The 15,459-nt window shown below is 66.8% G+C and carries 14 protein-coding genes; 8 read left to right on the top strand and 6 right to left on the bottom strand.

Features of this window, described 5'->3' with window-relative positions:
- Nucleotides 1–284: 284 nt before the first annotated feature.
- Genes hisC through FIU85_RS08155 form a run of 3 tightly spaced genes read left to right on the top strand, consistent with a single transcriptional unit; the run spans nt 285 to nt 2,895 of the window.
- Nucleotides 285–1,370, top strand: coding sequence for a histidinol-phosphate transaminase (hisC, locus tag FIU85_RS08165; protein ID WP_152496528.1), 1,086 nt, complete (start codon nt 285–287; stop codon nt 1,368–1,370).
- On the top strand, nt 1,367–2,284 hold the full coding sequence (locus tag FIU85_RS08160; RefSeq protein ID WP_152491210.1) for a prephenate/arogenate dehydrogenase family protein: 918 nt from the start codon (nt 1,367–1,369) through the stop codon (nt 2,282–2,284). The genes hisC and FIU85_RS08160 overlap by 4 nt, the downstream gene beginning before the upstream one ends.
- Nucleotides 2,285–2,289: 5 nt before the next feature.
- Nucleotides 2,290–2,895, top strand: coding sequence for an extensin family protein (locus FIU85_RS08155; protein WP_152491211.1), 606 nt, complete (start codon nt 2,290–2,292; stop codon nt 2,893–2,895).
- Nucleotides 2,896–2,953: 58 nt separating this feature from the next.
- Here FIU85_RS08155 and FIU85_RS08150 read toward each other — a convergent pair whose 3' ends face one another.
- Entirely contained in the window at nt 2,954–3,958 is a 1,005-nt protein-coding gene (locus tag FIU85_RS08150) for a DUF2125 domain-containing protein (RefSeq protein ID WP_254703028.1), read from the bottom strand.
- Nucleotides 3,959–4,040: 82 nt separating this feature from the next.
- On the opposite strand from FIU85_RS08150, the gene FIU85_RS08145 reads away from it, so the two are divergent.
- The 4 genes from FIU85_RS08145 (at nt 4,041) to FIU85_RS08130 (ending at nt 8,955) form a co-directional block, all read left to right on the top strand.
- Entirely contained in the window at nt 4,041–4,571 is a 531-nt protein-coding gene (locus FIU85_RS08145; protein WP_172978828.1) for a gamma-glutamylcyclotransferase, read from the top strand.
- 104 nt (nt 4,572–4,675) lie between these two features.
- Nucleotides 4,676–5,899, top strand: a complete 1,224-nt coding sequence (locus FIU85_RS08140) for a biopolymer transporter ExbB (RefSeq protein ID WP_152496526.1) — start codon at nt 4,676–4,678, stop codon at nt 5,897–5,899.
- A 3-nt stretch (nt 5,900–5,902) separates the two neighbouring features.
- The gene (locus FIU85_RS08135) at nt 5,903–7,996 is read left to right on the top strand and encodes a peptidoglycan -binding protein (protein ID WP_152496525.1); all 2,094 of its coding nucleotides are present in this window, start codon (nt 5,903–5,905) and stop codon (nt 7,994–7,996) included.
- A gap of 2 nt (nt 7,997–7,998) precedes the next feature.
- Entirely contained in the window at nt 7,999–8,955 is a 957-nt protein-coding gene (locus FIU85_RS08130) for a hypothetical protein (RefSeq protein WP_152496524.1), read from the top strand.
- Here FIU85_RS08130 and FIU85_RS08125 read toward each other — a convergent pair.
- The 3 genes from FIU85_RS08125 to gloB all read right to left on the bottom strand — a co-directional run bounded on the left by FIU85_RS08125 (nt 8,936) and on the right by gloB (nt 13,299).
- Nucleotides 8,936–9,877 carry a M23 family metallopeptidase gene (locus FIU85_RS08125; RefSeq protein WP_152498207.1) on the bottom strand — a complete coding sequence of 314 codons (942 nt, stop codon included), beginning with the start codon at nt 9,875–9,877 and terminating at the stop codon, nt 8,936–8,938. The genes FIU85_RS08130 and FIU85_RS08125 overlap by 20 nt on opposite strands.
- 132 nt (nt 9,878–10,009) lie before the next feature.
- Nucleotides 10,010–12,343 carry an ATP-dependent Clp protease ATP-binding subunit ClpA gene (clpA, locus tag FIU85_RS08120; RefSeq protein WP_152491215.1) on the bottom strand — a complete coding sequence of 778 codons (2,334 nt, stop codon included), beginning with the start codon at nt 12,341–12,343 and terminating at the stop codon, nt 10,010–10,012.
- 188 nt (nt 12,344–12,531) lie between these two features.
- Nucleotides 12,532–13,299: a hydroxyacylglutathione hydrolase gene (gene gloB, locus FIU85_RS08115; protein ID WP_152496523.1), complete on the bottom strand. Its 768-nt coding sequence runs from the start codon at nt 13,297–13,299 to the stop codon at nt 12,532–12,534.
- Nucleotides 13,300–13,363: 64 nt separating this feature from the next.
- Between gloB and FIU85_RS08110 the strand changes: the two genes are divergently transcribed.
- Nucleotides 13,364–14,116, top strand: coding sequence for a class I SAM-dependent methyltransferase (locus FIU85_RS08110; protein ID WP_152496522.1), 753 nt, complete (start codon nt 13,364–13,366; stop codon nt 14,114–14,116).
- 3 nt (nt 14,117–14,119) lie between these two features.
- Here FIU85_RS08110 and FIU85_RS08105 read toward each other — a convergent pair whose 3' ends face one another.
- The gene (locus tag FIU85_RS08105; protein WP_152496521.1) at nt 14,120–15,019 is read right to left on the bottom strand and encodes a hypothetical protein; all 900 of its coding nucleotides are present in this window, start codon (nt 15,017–15,019) and stop codon (nt 14,120–14,122) included.
- On the bottom strand, nt 14,952–15,317 hold the full coding sequence (locus FIU85_RS21960; protein WP_172978827.1) for a VanZ family protein: 366 nt from the start codon (nt 15,315–15,317) through the stop codon (nt 14,952–14,954). The genes FIU85_RS08105 and FIU85_RS21960 overlap by 68 nt, the downstream gene beginning before the upstream one ends.
- Nucleotides 15,318–15,459 lie beyond the last annotated feature (142 nt).

The raw sequence follows: 15,459 nt of genomic DNA, 5'->3' as shown, positions 1-15,459 counted from the left end.
TGGGGGCGGCCCGTCGCGCCAAAGGCGCGCATTTCAGGAGACGCGCCTCTGGCGCGATTGCGCGGCGGCCTGCGGCCTTGATTCCGCGCTGGGGTGCGGAACGTTGACATCAACGCTGGTATTTCCATGCCCGCTCCGTGGTCTTCGCGCCGCATCTTGTGCGAATTGACTTTGGTGGGGCTGGTCAGGGCGCGCGCGTCTCGGTAATGCGGAACTGACCACCTGTTCGGGGCCGCTGCGGCCCCGGGCGGTGTGCCGCTGCCCCCGTGAGGAATGACATCACAATGACCAAGATCACCCCCCAGCCCGGAATACTGGACATCGCCCCCTATGTGGGCGGGTCGAGCCATGTGGAGGGGGTAAGCAACGTGGTCAAGCTGAGCTCGAACGAGAATCCGTTCGGGCCGAGCGAGGCGGCGAAGGACGCGTTTCGCAAGACGGCGTATGATCTGCACCGTTACCCGTCGACCGACCATGCGAGCCTGCGGAGCGCAATTGCCGACGTGCACGGGCTGGATGCGGACAGGATCGTCTGTGGGGTCGGCAGTGACGAGATCCTGTCGCTGCTGTGCCAGTGCTATGCCGGGCCGGGCGACGAGGTGATTCACACCGAGCACGGGTTCGCCATCTACAAAATCGCGGCGCTGTCCAACGGGGCGACGCCCGTCGAGGTGCCCGAGCGCGAGCGGGTGACGGATGTGGATTCGATCCTGTCGGCGGTGACCGAGCGCACCAGGCTTGTCTTCATCGCCAACCCCAACAACCCCACCGGGACGATGGTGGGGGACGGTGAGATCGCGCGGCTGGCCGAGCGGCTGCCCGATCACGTGCTGCTGGTTCTGGACGGGGCCTATGCCGAGTATGTCGAGGGGTTCGACGGCGGCGCGGGTCTTGTGGACGCGCGCGAGAACGTGGTGATGACGCGGACCTTTTCCAAGCTTTACGGTCTGGGCGGGCTGCGCGTGGGCTGGGGCTATGGACCGGCGCATGTGATCGACGTACTGAACCGGGTTCGGGGCCCCTTCAACCTGAGCGAGGCGGCGCTGGTGACCGCCGAGGCCGCGGTGCGCGACCAGGCCTGGGTCGACAAGTGCCGGGCCGACAACACGCGGATGCGGGCCTGGCTGGCCGAGGCGCTGGCGGGGCATGGCGTGCCGTCGGACACCTCGCTGGCCAATTTCATCCTGGCGCGCTTTGCCGACCAGGCGCAGGCCGAGGCCTGCGACGAATACCTGAAATCCGAGGGGCTGATCGTGCGGCGGGTGGCGGGCTACAACCTGCCCAACTGCCTGCGGATCACGGTGGGCGACGAATCCAGCTGCCGCCGGGTGGCCCATGCGGTGGGCCAATTCATGGGAGACGCGGAATGAGCGTGATCTACGACCGCGTCGCGCTTATCGGGCTGGGGCTGATCGCGTCGTCAATGTTCTGGGCGATGAAGCGCGCCGGTCTGGCGGGCGAGGTCACGGGCCATGCGCGGTCGCAGGAGACCCGCGACGTGGCGCGCGAGATCGGGTTGTGCGACCGGGTGTGCGACAGCGCGGCGGAGGCCGTGGAGGGCGCGGACCTGGTGGTGCTGTGCGTGCCGGTGGGCGTGATGGGCGCGGTGGCCGAAGAGATAGCGCCGGCCTTGAAGCCGGGCGCCACGGTCAGCGATGTCGGCTCGGTCAAGAAGGCCGTGATCGAGGCGGTCGGCCCGCATTTGCCGGACGGCGTGCATTTCGTGCCGGCGCACCCGATGGCGGGCACCGAGCATTCCGGACCGCGCTCGGGCTTTGCCGAGCTGTTCGAGAACAAATATTGCCTGATCGTGCCGGTGGAGGGCAGCGACCGAAGTGCCGTGGACCGGCTGGAGGCGTTGTGGCAGGGCATGGGCGCCAAGACCGACGAGATGGATGCCGATCACCACGACCTTGTCTGTGCCGTCACCAGCCACACGCCGCACCTGATTGCCTATACGATGGTGGGCGTGGCCGACGACCTGCGCCGGGTGACCGACAGCGAGGTCATCAAGTATTCCGCCGCCGGTTTCCGCGACTTTACCCGGATCGCGGCCAGCGACCCCACCATGTGGCGCGACGTGTTTCTGACCAACAGGGAGGCGACGCTGGAGGTGCTGGGGCGCTTCACCGAGGAACTCTTTGCGTTGCAGCGGGCGATCCGGACCGGGGACGGTGATCTGCTGCATGATTATTTCACGCGGACGCGCAGCATTCGGCGTGGTATCATCGAGGCCGGGCAAGATACGGATGCGCCGGATTTCGGGCGCGTGAAAAAAGGGTGAGCAGGATGCGCTTGGCGTGGATTTTTCCAGTCTTTCTGGCGAGTTGTTCGTTTGGCGGTGGGGACAGGGATGACCCCGAACTGGTCACGCGGGGGGCCGTCTGCGGCGATCCGTCGATCCAGGGCGTGGTGGTCGGAGACGTGCCGGGCAACGGCGCCTGCGGGATCGCCAACGCGGTCGAGGTGGATGCGGTAAGCGGGGTTCTGCTGAGCACGCCCGCGACGATGAACTGCCGCACGGCGCGGACGCTGAATGCCTGGGTGAAGAACGACATGAAGCCGATCGTCGGCAAGACCGGCGGCGGGGTGAAAAGCCTGAAGGTGGCGGCGCATTACGTGTGCCGGACACGCAATCACAAGCGCGGCGCGCGGCTGTCGGAGCATTCCAAGGGCAACGCGATCGACATCTCGGCGTTCCTGTTGCGCGACGGCACGGATATCTCGGTGCTGAACGACTGGGGCGCGGGCAAGCGCGGCAAGATCCTGCGGCAGTTGCACGGGTCGGCCTGCGGGCCGTTCGGCACGGTGCTGGGGCCGGGATCGGACGGGTATCACCGCGATCACTTTCATTTCGATACGGCGGAGCACCGCAACGGGTCGTACTGCCGATAGGGCGGGGCAAATCTTTTGAGAAAAGATTTGCCAAAAGATTTCTGAAATCTTTTGGCCTCTAGCGCAGCCGCAGCACCGGGGCCGGGCCGAGGGGCACCGGGCCCAAGAACACGCGGCCGTCGCGCAGGCCCAGCGGAATGTCGAGAGTCTTGGGGTTGCCGGCCATCTGCGACACCAGCGCGAGGCCATCCTCGAGCGTGCCGGCGAAGGCCTGTGGCAGCGCGCCGCTGTCGGTGGCGAGGCGCAGGATGTCGCGCCAGTTGCGGGCCTTGACGGTGATTTCGCCGGTGGGGATGCCGGCGGCGTCGACCGTCACCTCGCCCGCCGCCTGCAGTTCCAGCCGGCCCCAGCGGGCCTCAGCCAGCTTGAGGTCGATGCGGGTGGGCTGGGGGCGGGCGTCCTCGATCGCCGAGAGGTCCCAGGGTTTGTCGAAATCCACGGTCATGTCCAGTGACAGCGCTTCGAGCGAGTCGGGCAGGGTGTCGCCGGGATCGACCTTGACCCGCCAGTCGAGCGCCGGGGAAAAGCCGTCGGCGGTGAGGCCGAAGCGGTAGCTGCTGTCGGACGCTGTCGTGCGCTCGGCGGCGAGCGTCAGGCTGTCGGCGGTGGTCGGCTGGACGGTGGTGTCGGGCTGCACCGCGAGGCCTTCGGCCGTCAGGGTCAGCCGTTCCAGCGGCAGGCCCGGCGCGGGACGGGTGACGAGGCTGGCGCGCATGTCGGTGCTGGTCACGTCGTACTTGGCCCGGGGCGTCGCGATCAGCTGGTGATCGGGCCAGACGGCGATGATGTGGTTGGGCTTGTAGCTGAGCGCGAAGACCTGAAAGAAGGGCGCCTCCCACGCCAGGCCGGTGTCGGGGTCGGCGAGGCTGACATCGGTGAAGGTGCTGTTGAAGCGGTTGGGAAAGCCGCGGGTGGAAAGGTCGGAATACTCGGCCACCCAGCCATCGGCGCGGCGGCCGTCGAACCACGCCTCGAACGCCCTGGTGGCGCCGGCGGAGCCCACGGCCCAATAGATGGACCACGCCAGAGCCGCCACCACGATCAGGATCAACATGCCGCGCATCTGCCTATCAGCCTTCTTCCGAGCCCTTGCCGTGAGCTATCTAAAGTGATTAGGGGGCAGGGGAAAGCGCAAGGAGCGAAAAATGACGATGTGGGTTTTCGGCTATGGGTCGCTGGTGTGGAACCCCGGGTTCACGCCGGTACAGCGGGTGCTGGCCGCCTTGCCGGGGTATCATCGCAGTTTCTGCATGCGCTCGATCCACCATCGCGGGACCGAGGAGAACCCAGGCCTCGTGCTGGCGCTGGACGAAAGCCCAGATGCGCTGTGCCGGGGTGTGGCGCTGGCGGTGCACGAGGATGAAGAGGAAAAGGTGCTGGCCTATCTGCGCGAGCGCGAACTGGTGTCGGCGGCGTACCTGGAGAAGGAGCTGGACATCATGCTGCGCGACGGGCGGCAGGTGCGGGCGCTGACCTATGTGATCGACGCCGATCACGAGCAGTATTGCGGCGGGCTGGACCTGGAGGAGCAGGCGCGGATCATCGCGCGTGCCCATGGCGGGCGGGGCCCGAACCATGAGTACCTGTTCCAGACTGTGGCGCATCTGGAGGAGCTGGGCATCGTTGATCCCGAGCTGGACTGGCTGGTGCGGCGGGTGAAGGGGATCGGGGTTTGAGCAAGGCGCGCGGCGGACGCGCCAGAAACGCTTTAGAACCTTGGCTTCACAGTGGTTAACGCGTAGGGTGTCGCCAAACAATAACCGCGCCGGGAGCCGTCCAGATGGACCAGCCGGACCGTGAGGTCGAGCCCAACTTTTCCCACCCCGTAAGGCAGATCACGCTGATGCTGATCGTGCTGGCCCTGACGGGGCTTGGCGCGTTCTTTGCGCTGCCGCGGGTGTTGCCGGTGTTCCAGGCGAACCCGTATCTGAACGGGTTCATCCTGTTCGTTTTCGTGATTGGCGTGGTGGCCTGTTTTTGGCAGATGTACCAGCTGATCGGCTCGGTCCGCTGGATCGAAGGCTTTGTCCACGAGCGCGAAACCCCACAGGATATCAAGGCGCCGCTGCTGCTGGCGCCGTTGGCGACCCTTCTGAAACAGCGCGGCAAGCGGATGAAGATCGCGTCGGGCTCGGCGCGGTCGATCCTCGACTCGGTGGCGCAGCGGATCGACGAGGCGCGGGAGATCACGCGCTACATAACCAGCATGTTGATTTTCCTCGGGCTGCTGGGGACCTTCTATGGCCTGGCCACGACGGTGCCGGCGGTGGTGGACACGATCCGCAGCCTGGCACCGCAGGACGGCGAGGAAGGCGTGGACGTGTTCAATCGCCTGATGACCGGGCTGGAATCGCAGCTGGGCGGCATGGGCGTGGCCTTTGCCAGTTCGCTGCTGGGTCTGGCCGGGTCGCTGGTCGTGGGGCTGCTGGAGCTCTTTGCGGGGCACGGGCAGAACCGGTTTTACCGCGAGTTGGAAGAGTGGATGTCGACGATCACGCGCGTCGGTCTGGCCTCGGGCGATGGCGAGGGCGGCGGCGAGGCGGGCGTGATGGCGAGCGTCGTCGACCACATGGGCGAGCAGATGGAGAGCTTGCAGCTGATGCTGACGCAATCCGATGTGAGCCGTGCGATGGTGGACGAAAAGCTGGGCGTGCTGGCGGATTCCATGGAGAAGCTGACCGAGCGGCTGACCGACACCGCGCCGCTGCACGATGCGCTGACGCGGGTGGCGGACGGACAGGAAGAGCTGATCCGGCACATGGCGCGCCATGAGGGCGAGAGCGGCGGGATCGACGCGGAAAGCCGGATGCGGCTGCGGTCGATCGACGTGCAGATGCTGCGGATCCTCGAGGAAATCAGCGCCGGGCGGCAGGAAAGCATGAGCGAGCTGCGCACCGACCTGAACGCGCTGTCGCGGGCGATCGGGCAATTGGCGTCGAGCCATGGGCGGGCCGAGGCCGCGCCGCGTGCCTTGCGCCGGACCGAGCGGGAGCAGGGGAGCTAGGCGATGGCCCTGTCACGGCGCACCGGCGCACGGTTCCAGGCCTCGATCTGGCCCGGTTTCGTGGATGCGATGACGGGGCTTCTGCTGGTGCTGATGTTCGTGCTGACCATCTTCATGGTGGTGCAGTTCGTGCTGCGCGAGACGATCAGCGGGCAGGAAAGCCGGCTGGACGAGCTGTCGAACGAGGTGGCGGCGCTGAGCCGGGCACTGGGGCTGGAACAGGACCGCAACGCTACGCTGACCGAGCGGGTGGGCGCGCTGACCGCGACACTGGGCGACGCGCGCCAGCGGCAGGAACGGCAGGCGGCGCTGATTGCCGCGCAGGAATCGCAGATCGCCGAGGCAGAGGCGCGGATCGCCAGTTTCGAGGAACAGGTGGCGGGGCTGTTGGCGCAGCGCGAGGAGAACCTGGGCACGATTGCCGATCTGGAGGGCCAGCGCGAGGAATTGCTGAGCGAGCAGGAGCAGTTGCAACTGGCGCTGGCCGGGCTGCGCGACGAGATCGACGCGCAGGAAGAGGCGGCACGGCTGGCCGCCGCGCAGGCGGATGCGCTGGAGGCGTTGATTGCCGATCTGCGCAGCGAGGCCGAGGCGGACGACGCGGCGCAGGCGCAGCTGACCGCGCAGGTCGAGGATCTGCAGGCGCAATTGTCGGACGAGGAGAAGGCGCGGCTGGCCGAGGCGGCGGCGGCGGAGGCGCTGCGCGACCGGCTGGAGAATGCGGACGCGGAACTGACCGCGATGACGCTGGCGCTGGAGGAACAGCGGCGCAAAGCGGAGGAAACGCTGGCGATGCTGGCGGCGGCGCAGGACGCGCAGGAGGATCTGGACGTGCGGCTGGCCGAAGCGCTGATGGCGCTGGAAGAGGCCGAGAGCGGGCAGGAGGTGCGCCGCTCGGAGCTGACGGAGCTGCAGGCGGAACTGGCCAAGGCGCTGGCCGACGTGGACTCCGAGACGGTGCGGGCCGAGGAATTGCAGGTTCGGTTGAGCGAGACCGAGGCGGAGCTGGCCGCGTTGCGCGAGGACAGTGGCGAGGCGGCGCAGACGGCGGCGAGCCTGGAGGCACGGCTGGCCGAGGCGCTGGCGGCGAAAACCGCCGCAGAGAATGACGCGGTGGAGAACGCCGACCTGATCGCGGACTTGCAGCGGCAGGTCACTGCGCTCGAGGCTGATTTGCAGGCGCGGGACAAGCGGATCGCATCCTTGATCGCGGCAAACGAGGCGGCTAACGCCGAGGCGCTGTCGGCCGAGGATGCGCGGGCGCAATTGGCTGCGGCACTGGCGGCGAAGCTGGCCGCCGAGGAGGAGGCCGAGGCACGGCTGACGGAATCCGAGCAGCGGGCGGCGATGCTGGGGCAGGTGCAGGCGGAGCTGGATCGGCAGCGCGCGCTGGCCGACGAGGCGCAGGAAGAAGAGGCGCTGTTGAACCAGCAAGTTCGGGCGTTGCGCGACCAGCTGGGGCAGTTGCAGGCGCTTCTGGACGATGCCAAGGCGCGCGAGGCGGCAACGGATGTGCAGCTGCAATCGCTGGGTAACGAGCTGAACACCGCGCTGGCGCGGGTGGCCGCCGAGGAGCGGCGACGGCGCGAGCTGGAGGAAGCCGAACGCAAGCGGCTGGAAGCGGAACGCGCGGACCTGGAAAAATTCCGATCTGAATTCTTTGGCCGGTTGCGGCAGTTGCTGGAAGAGCAGGAAGGCGTGCGGATCGTCGGCGACCGCTTTGTTTTCTCGTCCGAAGTGCTGTTTGCCCAAGGCGAGGCGCGGTTGTCGGACGCGGGCGAGGGCGAGCTGGCCAAGGTGGCCGACATCCTGCGCAGCGTGGCCGAGAATATCCCCGAGGACATCGACTGGGTCATCCAGGTGGATGGGCATACCGACGACGTGCCGGTGCGGCCTGGCGCGCAATTCGAGGATAACTGGGATCTCAGCCAGGCGCGGGCGCTGTCGGTGGTGCGCTACATGGTGAATTTCCTGGGCCTGCCGCCAGACCGGCTGTCGGCCAACGGGTTCGGGCAGTACCAGCCGATCAACCCCGCCGACACGCCCGAGGCGCGGGCGCAGAACCGGCGGATCGAGCTGAAGCTGACGGAGAAGTAAGCGTGACGGTACTGGATGCCCGGCGGGCATGGTGGCTGTGGGTGAACCTGCTGGCCGTGATCCTTGCGGTGCAGATCGCGGCGGGTGTGGCCCTGGTCTTGGCAGGTGCCCCGGCGGAAATCGTGAGCGCGCATCGGCAGCGGGTGATCGGCGCGGCGCAGGCGATACCGTGGATCATGATCGGCGTGGGTTTCGTGTTCGGGGTCTATGGCAGGTCGTTCCGGTGGGTCTGGGTCGCGCTGGCGGCCTTGGCGGTGCTGAGCGCGTTGTTCGGTTTCATGGGCTACATGCTGCCCTGGGGGCAGGTGTCCTACCTCATGGCGGCGCAGGGGGTGCCGGTGACGCTGAACCACATCGCGCTGGTGATGCCGGTGGCGGTCATGGCGATTTTGGGCGGGTCCCTGTGGCAGATGGCGCGTGGCGCCCCGCCGATGCCATACCGGGGGCGGTACTCGTGGGTCGGGCTGGGCGCGGCCCTGGTGCTGGCCGCGGTGCTGATCTGGGCGATGTGGGCGAGCTATGCGCCGATCCGGGAGCTGGTGCCGGCGGAGGCCGCAAGTGGCGCAGCGCGGGTTGGCACACGGACGGGTGGTGCGGTGGCTGCCAACCCGCTGGTCGTTCCGGCGCATATATTGCCCGAGTGGTACCTGTTGCCGTTCTACGCAGTGCTGGTGGCGATGCCCGGCAAGCTGATGGGCCTGGTGGCGATGTTTGCCTTTTGCACGGTGTGGCTGTTCGTGCCCTGGCTGGATCGGGGCGTGCCGGGGCCTTTCTGGCAGCGGCGCGGGATGCGCTGGCTGTTGCCGGCGGTGGCGGTCTGCGTCGTGATGCTGGGCATGGCAGGCGCGATGCAGGGCGCGGCCGCCATGTGGACGGCCCGCGGGGCATTCCTGGCGGTGATGGCGCTGCTGCTGGTCGGGGTGCCGTGGGCGACCCGTCTCACTCGGCCAGAACGATGATGTCGGCGTGGCGGTTGGCCAGCACCTGGCCCGCGCGTTCCAGCGTCACGTAGCCGCGATAGGCGCCGGGGGGCCAGCCGCCCTCGGGCGCGCGGCGGCCATAGGCGCGGAACAGCTGGGCCTGCGGAGCCTCGAGCGTTTCGGACTGGGAGAAGATCTCGCCCTCGGGGCCGGAGGCGGTGAGGCGCATGGTGTCGCCGGGCTGGGCATAGAAGACGTAGCCGTAAAGCACCAGCGGCGTGTCGCGGGCGGTTTCGGTCACGCGGGCGGCGCCGGATTTCACGGCGTCGAACGCGGGCACGGCGGTGGAAAAGGCGGCGGTGAAGAGGCCCGCGCGGTGATAGGGCAGGGCGGTTTCCCACAGGCCGGCGCCGCTGATCGAGCCGCAGGTGCCGGGTTCGGCCTCGGGGAGGAAAGGATCGACGACCTCGCCATCCTTCAGAACCGTCAGGTGGACATGCGGCGCGTTGGTCATGCCGCTGAGGCCGACCTCGCCCAGGGGGGTGCCGGCGTCGACCTGCTGGCCTTGCCGAACGACGATCGAGCCTTTCTTGAGGTGGCAGTAGAGGGTCTGCCAGCCATCGCCGTGGTCGATGCGCGCGCCGTTGCCGCATTCCTGGCCCGCGACGCTGTCGCGGGTTTCGGGGGTGAATGCGATGTCCTCCATCCCGTCGCGGGTGGCCGCGACCCGGCCGGGGGCAGCGGCGAGCACGTTCACGCCCTGGTCCATCGCCTCGAAGGACAGAAGGTGAATGTCGGTGCCGCGGTGGTGATCGCGGCTCTTGAGGCCGCACATGAAATCGAACTGTCCCGGGCCGGGATCGAGATCGACGTAGTCCTCGATATAGCAGGTCTGGCCCAGGGCGCAGTCGATGGGCAGCGCGAGGGTCGGCGGCTCTGACAGCGCTGGGGTGGCCAGCATGAGCAGGGCGGCGGTGAGGGCGGATCTGGGCGCGGTCGGCAACGGGGAACCTCGAAAGCTGGGGGCGGTCGCGAAAACGGGCGGCAAGGGATGCCGCCCGTTTCATAGCCTATCGCAAAGCCTGAGCCCTTGTCACTCTGCCGTGAGCAGCGGCGGCTTTTTTCCCGAGAGGCGCGGATGGTCCGGCCCCTCGATGCGCAGGTCGATCTGGCCGTCCTTGACGCCCACCTTGACCACGCCGCCCTTGGCGAGCTTGCCGAAGAGAAGTTCCTCGGCCAGCGGCTTCTTGATGTGTTCCTGGATCACGCGGCCCAGGGGGCGCGCGCCCATCTTGTCGTCGTAGCCCTTGTCGGCCAGCCATTCGGCGGCGGGCTTGGTCAGTTCGATGGTCACGTTGCGGTCCATCAGCTGGGCCTCGAGCTGCAGCACGAACTTTTCGACCACTTGCAGGATGACCTCTTTCGGCAGCGGGCCGAAGGAGATGACCGCGTCCAGACGGTTGCGGAATTCCGGCGTGAACGTGCGTTCGATCGCGGCGGTATCCTCGCCCTCGCGGCGGTCGCGGCCAAAGCCGATGGCGGCCTTGGCAAGCTCGGTGGCGCCGGCGTTCGAGGTCATGATCAGGACGACGTTGCGGAAGTTCACCGTGCGGCCGTTATGGTCGGTCAGGTTGCCGTGGTCCATCACCTGCAGGAGGATGTTGAACACGTCCGGGTGCGCCTTTTCGATCTCGTCGAGCAGCAGCACGCAATGCGGATGCTGATCGACGCCGTCGGTCAGAAGGCCGCCCTGGTCGAAGCCGACATAGCCCGGAGGTGCGCCGATCAGGCGACTGACCGCGTGTTTCTCCATGTACTCGGACATGTCGAAGCGCAGCAGTTCCACGCCCAGCGTATCGGCGAGCTGTTTCGCCACCTCGGTCTTGCCGACGCCGGTGGGGCCGGCGAAGAGGTAGTTGCCGATGGGCTTTTCGGGCTCGCGCAGGCCGGCGCGTGCCAGCTTGATCGCCGCCGACAGCGCCTCGATCGCGGTGTCCTGGCCGAAGACGACGCGCTTGAGCGAGCCTTCGAGATCCTTGAGCACCTCGGCATCGTCCTTGGAGACGTTTTTCGGAGGAATGCGGGCGATCTTGGCCACGACATTCTCGATCTCTTTCGGACCGATGGACTTGCGCCGCTTGGAGGCGGCCACGAGATGCTGCGCCGCGCCGGCCTCGTCGATCACGTCGATGGCCTTGTCGGGCAGCTTGCGGTCGTTGATGTAGCGCGCGGACAGGTCCACAGCCGATTTGATGGCCTCGGCGGTGTATTTCACGCTGTGGTGCTCCTCGAAATAGGGCTTGAGGCCCTTGAGGATCTTGATGGCGTCATCGACGGTGGGTTCGGCCACGTCGATTTTCTGGAACCGGCGCGACAGGGCGCGGTCCTTTTCGAAATGCTGGCGGAACTCCTTGAAGGTGGTGGAGCCCATGCAGCGCAGCTTGCCGCCCTGAAGCGCGGGCTTCAGCAGGTTGGAGGCATCCATCGCGCCGCCCGAGGTGGCGCCGGCGCCGATGACGGTGTGAATCTCGTCGATGAAGAGCACCGCGTCGGGATGCTCCTCGAGCTCGGTCACGACGGCCTTGAGCCGTTCCTCGAAATCGCCGCGATAGCGGGTGCCGGCCAGAAGCGCGCCCATGTCGAGCGAGAAGATGGTCGTTTTCGACAGGACCTTGGGCGTCTGGCCCCCCACGATCTTGTGCGCGAGGCCTTCGGCGATGGCCGTCTTGCCCACGCCGGGATCGCCCACCAGGAGCGGGTTGTTCTTGCGGCGGCGGCAGAGCACCTGGATGCAGCGCTCGACCTCGCTGTCGCGGCCGATCAGGGGATCGACATCGCCCTGGCGGGATTTCTCGTTGAGATCGACGCAGTATTTCGCAAGGGCGGATTCGCCGTTCTCGACCTGATCGCCTTCGGAGGAGGACTTGGTCTGTTCGGATTCTTCTTCGCCGACGCCCTGAACCGGGCGGGATTCGCCGTAGGCGGGATCCTTGGCGACGCCGTGGGCAATGAAGTTGACCGCGTCGTAACGGGTCATGTCCTGTTCCTGCAGGAAATAGGCGGCGTTCGACTCGCGCTCCGCGAAGATGGCAACGAGGACGTTGGCGCCCGTCACCTCGGTGCGGCCGGATGACTGCACGTGGATGGCGGCGCGCTGGATCACGCGCTGGAAGGCGGCGGTCGGAACCGCCTCGGAGCCTTCGATGTCGGTGACGAGGTTGGACAGGTCATCGTCGATGAATTCCACCAGCGTGGTGCGCAGATCCTCGGTTTCGACGCTGCACGCCTTCATCACGCGGGCCGCGTCGGGCTCGTCGATCAGGGCGAGCAGGAGATGTTCCAGCGTCGCGAATTCATGTTGCCGCGCATTGGCCAGGGCCAGTGCAGCATGGATTGCCTGTTCAAGGGTGTTCGAGAATGACGGCACGGTGTGCTCCCTCTGCTTGGGCTTGGGCCGGTCCCGCGACCTTCGCCTTATATGATTAAAGTTTGGTCGATACAGGCCAGCCTTCAAGGACTTTTTTTCCAAACCCGTTCACTTTTCCCTTTCCGATCTTACAAAAGCTGCTTTTGCAGGCCACGCCGTGACAATTTGGCCAGCCCGCGCGGGCGTGCCTAAAAGTTATCCTTTCGGGTGCGGATCTCGGCGAACACGTCGGCGGCGTCTGCGCCCGTCATGCCCAGATGCGCCTGAACGGCGGGATCGGTGGCACGCAGGAAGGGGTTGGTGGCCAATTCTTCGGACAGGGTGGAGGGAACGGTCGGTTTCCCCTGATCGCGGGCGGCTTCGACCGCCTTGACCCTTGATATAAGCGCGGAATTGTCGGGATCAATGGTCAGCGCGAAGCGGCCGTTGGCGGCGGTGTATTCATGGCCGGAACAGATGGTCGTCTCTGGCGGCAGCGCGGCGAGTTTCGACAGGCTGTTCCACATCTGGGGCATGGTGCCCTCGAAGACGCGGCCGCAGCCCAGGGCCATCAGGCTGTCGGCGGTGAAGGCGACCTTGCTGCCCGGGAAGTGAAAGGCGATGTGGCCGACGGTGTGGCCGGAGACATCCATGACGGTGCCGGATTCGGAGCCGATGGTGACGGTGTCGCCGTCGTTCAGTGCAATATCGAGTTTTGGCAGGCGGTCGGCGTCGGCGGCGTGGCCGACGACCTTTGCGTCATGTTGGGCCAGGAGTTCGTCCAGGCCCTGCACGTGATCGGCGTGGTGGTGGGTGATCAGGACATGCGTGGCTTTCCAGCCCTTGTCGTCGAGGGCCTTGAGGATCGGCGCGGCCTCGGGGACGTCCACAACCGCCGTTTCGCCGGTCTCAGAGTCGTGGGCGAGGAAAGCGTAGTTGTCCGAAAGGCACGGGACGGTTTCGATCTGCAATGTCATTGGTCCATCCTTGAATTCGTGGTTATGTTTGCCCCGAGAGTGACGGATCGAGGCGCGGGCTGCAATGCATCTGGACGTGCAGGACCTGAGGAATTTCTATTACCGCAACCCGCTGGGGCGTGCGGTGCAGAATGCCGTGGGCGCCGAGATCCGGGGGCTGTGGCCCGAGGCGAAGGGGCAGACGGTGGCCGGTTACGGCTTTGCCGTGCCGTTCCTGCGGCCCTACCTGAAGGACAGCCGGCGGGTGATCGCGCTGATGCCCGCGCCGCAGGGCGTGATCCACTGGCCCGCGGACAAGCCCAACATCAGTGTCCTGTGCGAGGAAACCCTGTGGCCGCTGGAGACGGGCCGGGTCGACAAGCTGATGCTGGTGCACGGGCTGGAGACCTGCGAGCGTCCCGGCGAGTTGCTGGAGGAATGCTGGCGGGTGCTGGGGCCGGGGGGATCGGCGCTGTTCGTGGTGCCGAACCGCGCCGGGCTGTGGTCGCGCAGCGACCGGACGCCGTTCGGGTACGGGCGGCCCTATAGCCAGAGCCAGCTCGAGTCGCAGCTGAAGACCCGCAACTTTCTGCCCGAGCGGCATGTGACCGCGCTTTACCAGCCGCCGTCGCATCGCAAATTCTGGCGCAAGACGGCGGGCATGTGGGAGAATATGGGCGGCAAGCTGTCGGTGGTGCTGAAAGGCGGCGTGCTGATCGTGCAGGCCACCAAGCGGGTACATGCGCCGACCGACCGGGGGTCGGCCATCCGCGACACGGTGCGCAGCCCGCTGGGTGTCCTGAAGCCCAAGCCGAGCGCGCAGGCCAAGCCGGTGTGAGACCTAGACACGCACGACGTTGAATTGCGGCGCGTCCGGGCCATCCACGAAATCGAGGCGGATCACCTGCTCGCCCCCGATGGAGACATAGACCCAGTTCCGGGTCTCGGTCAGTTCGACGACGCGCAGAGCCACGTCCTCGCCGGAGGTCCAATCGTCCGTCAGCTCGATGGTGATGGGGTCAATCGGGGCACATCCATCGTTATTGACGGTTATGTCGATATTCGTCACGTCGTCTGAAAGGACCAGGGTGAGCCGGTCGCCCGCTTCGACGTCCGAGATGGAGGCATTGCCCTGGACGCGCAGGTTATCGTTGCCGGCATTGCCGTGGATGGTGGACTGGACCCGGCCGTCGATAGTGTCGTCGCCGTCGCCACCTTCGCCGAAGGCAGAGGCGTCGCCGCGCTGGACCGCTTCGAGAATGTCGTCGGCTTCACCGCCAAAGCCGGTGGCATCGTCGAAGATATTCAGCCGGTCCTGTCCCTCGCCGCCGTAGCCGGTGGCGGTCTCGTTGATGTCCAGCCGGTCGACGCCGAGTTGTCCAAAGCCCACCGCGTTGTCGGAAAGATCGAGAAGGTCGCGACCCTCGCCGCCGTAGACCCTTTCGTTGCCCGACGCCGAAAGCGTGTCGTCGCCCGACAGGTCCGGGGTGTCGGGATCGTCCGGGTCGTCGGGACTTCCGGGCAGGGGGCCGTCGCCGTCGCCTGGGGTGCCGACATCCAGATCGCGCGGATTGTCGTCATCGTCGTCGATGAACTCGTCGTAGTTCAGAAACGACGCAGCGGCGCCGCCGATCAGCGCAAGCAGAAGAAACGACGCCGTGACGATTGGCGGGTTATCGGTTTCGCAGGGCGCGGTGCAGCAGAAGCCCCAGGGCGAGGCCCAGCCCGACGCCGAGCGCATCGGCCAGCAGGTCCAGCCACTCGGCGCCGCGGCCGAACATGGGCTGGATCACCTCGATGGCCGCGCCGAAGGCAATGCAGACGGGTGCGAGCCGGAGGGCCTGGCGCGGTGCGGCGACAGCCAAGGGCAGAACGAGGACGGCGAAGGCCAGCAGGTGCAGGACCTTGTCGCGGAGCATGAAGGGAACGGCGGGCGCATCGGACGGCCAGAGCGTGCCGACGAGAATGCCGAGGGCGATGAGACAGGTCAGCGCCCGGGCACGGGGCAGGGATTTGACGGGATGATCGGAGTGGGCCATCTGCAACCTCCTAGGGTGGGAAAATGGCGGGTTCAATCGACATTCTGAAGAACCGGGGAAAGCCGCCGCCGGAGTGATAGCGGTAACGGTCCGGCGGTGCGTGAAAACCCTTTGTGCCGTGGTTTCGTGCAGGCCATTCACG

The sequence above is a fragment of the Roseovarius sp. THAF8 genome (genome assembly GCF_009363735.1).
In the GTDB taxonomy this organism is placed as follows: Bacteria; Pseudomonadota; Alphaproteobacteria; order Rhodobacterales; family Rhodobacteraceae; genus Roseovarius.
The sequence above is the reverse complement of the archived record's forward strand: the minus strand, read 5'-3'. Positions and strand labels throughout refer to the sequence as shown.

Excerpts from the sequence above, each read along its gene's own strand:
- hisC (WP_152496528.1), top strand. The coding sequence starts at position 285 with ATGACCAAGATCACCCCCCAGCCCGGAATACTGGACATCGCCCCCTAT.
- FIU85_RS08160 (WP_152491210.1), top strand. The coding sequence starts at position 1,367 with ATGAGCGTGATCTACGACCGCGTCGCGCTTATCGGGCTGGGGCTGATC.
- FIU85_RS08155 (WP_152491211.1), top strand. The coding sequence starts at position 2,290 with ATGCGCTTGGCGTGGATTTTTCCAGTCTTTCTGGCGAGTTGTTCGTTT.
- FIU85_RS08150 (WP_254703028.1), bottom strand. The coding sequence starts at position 3,958 with ATGCGCGGCATGTTGATCCTGATCGTGGTGGCGGCTCTGGCGTGGTCC.
- FIU85_RS08145 (WP_172978828.1), top strand. The coding sequence starts at position 4,041 with ATGACGATGTGGGTTTTCGGCTATGGGTCGCTGGTGTGGAACCCCGGG.
- FIU85_RS08140 (WP_152496526.1), top strand. The coding sequence starts at position 4,676 with ATGGACCAGCCGGACCGTGAGGTCGAGCCCAACTTTTCCCACCCCGTA.
- FIU85_RS08135 (WP_152496525.1), top strand. The coding sequence starts at position 5,903 with ATGGCCCTGTCACGGCGCACCGGCGCACGGTTCCAGGCCTCGATCTGG.
- FIU85_RS08125 (WP_152498207.1), bottom strand. The coding sequence starts at position 9,877 with ATGCTGGCCACCCCAGCGCTGTCAGAGCCGCCGACCCTCGCGCTGCCC.
- gloB (WP_152496523.1), bottom strand. The coding sequence starts at position 13,299 with ATGACATTGCAGATCGAAACCGTCCCGTGCCTTTCGGACAACTACGCT.
- FIU85_RS08110 (WP_152496522.1), top strand. The coding sequence starts at position 13,364 with ATGCATCTGGACGTGCAGGACCTGAGGAATTTCTATTACCGCAACCCG.
- FIU85_RS08105 (WP_152496521.1), bottom strand. The coding sequence starts at position 15,019 with ATGCGCTCGGCGTCGGGCTGGGCCTCGCCCTGGGGCTTCTGCTGCACC.
- FIU85_RS21960 (WP_172978827.1), bottom strand. The coding sequence starts at position 15,317 with ATGGCCCACTCCGATCATCCCGTCAAATCCCTGCCCCGTGCCCGGGCG.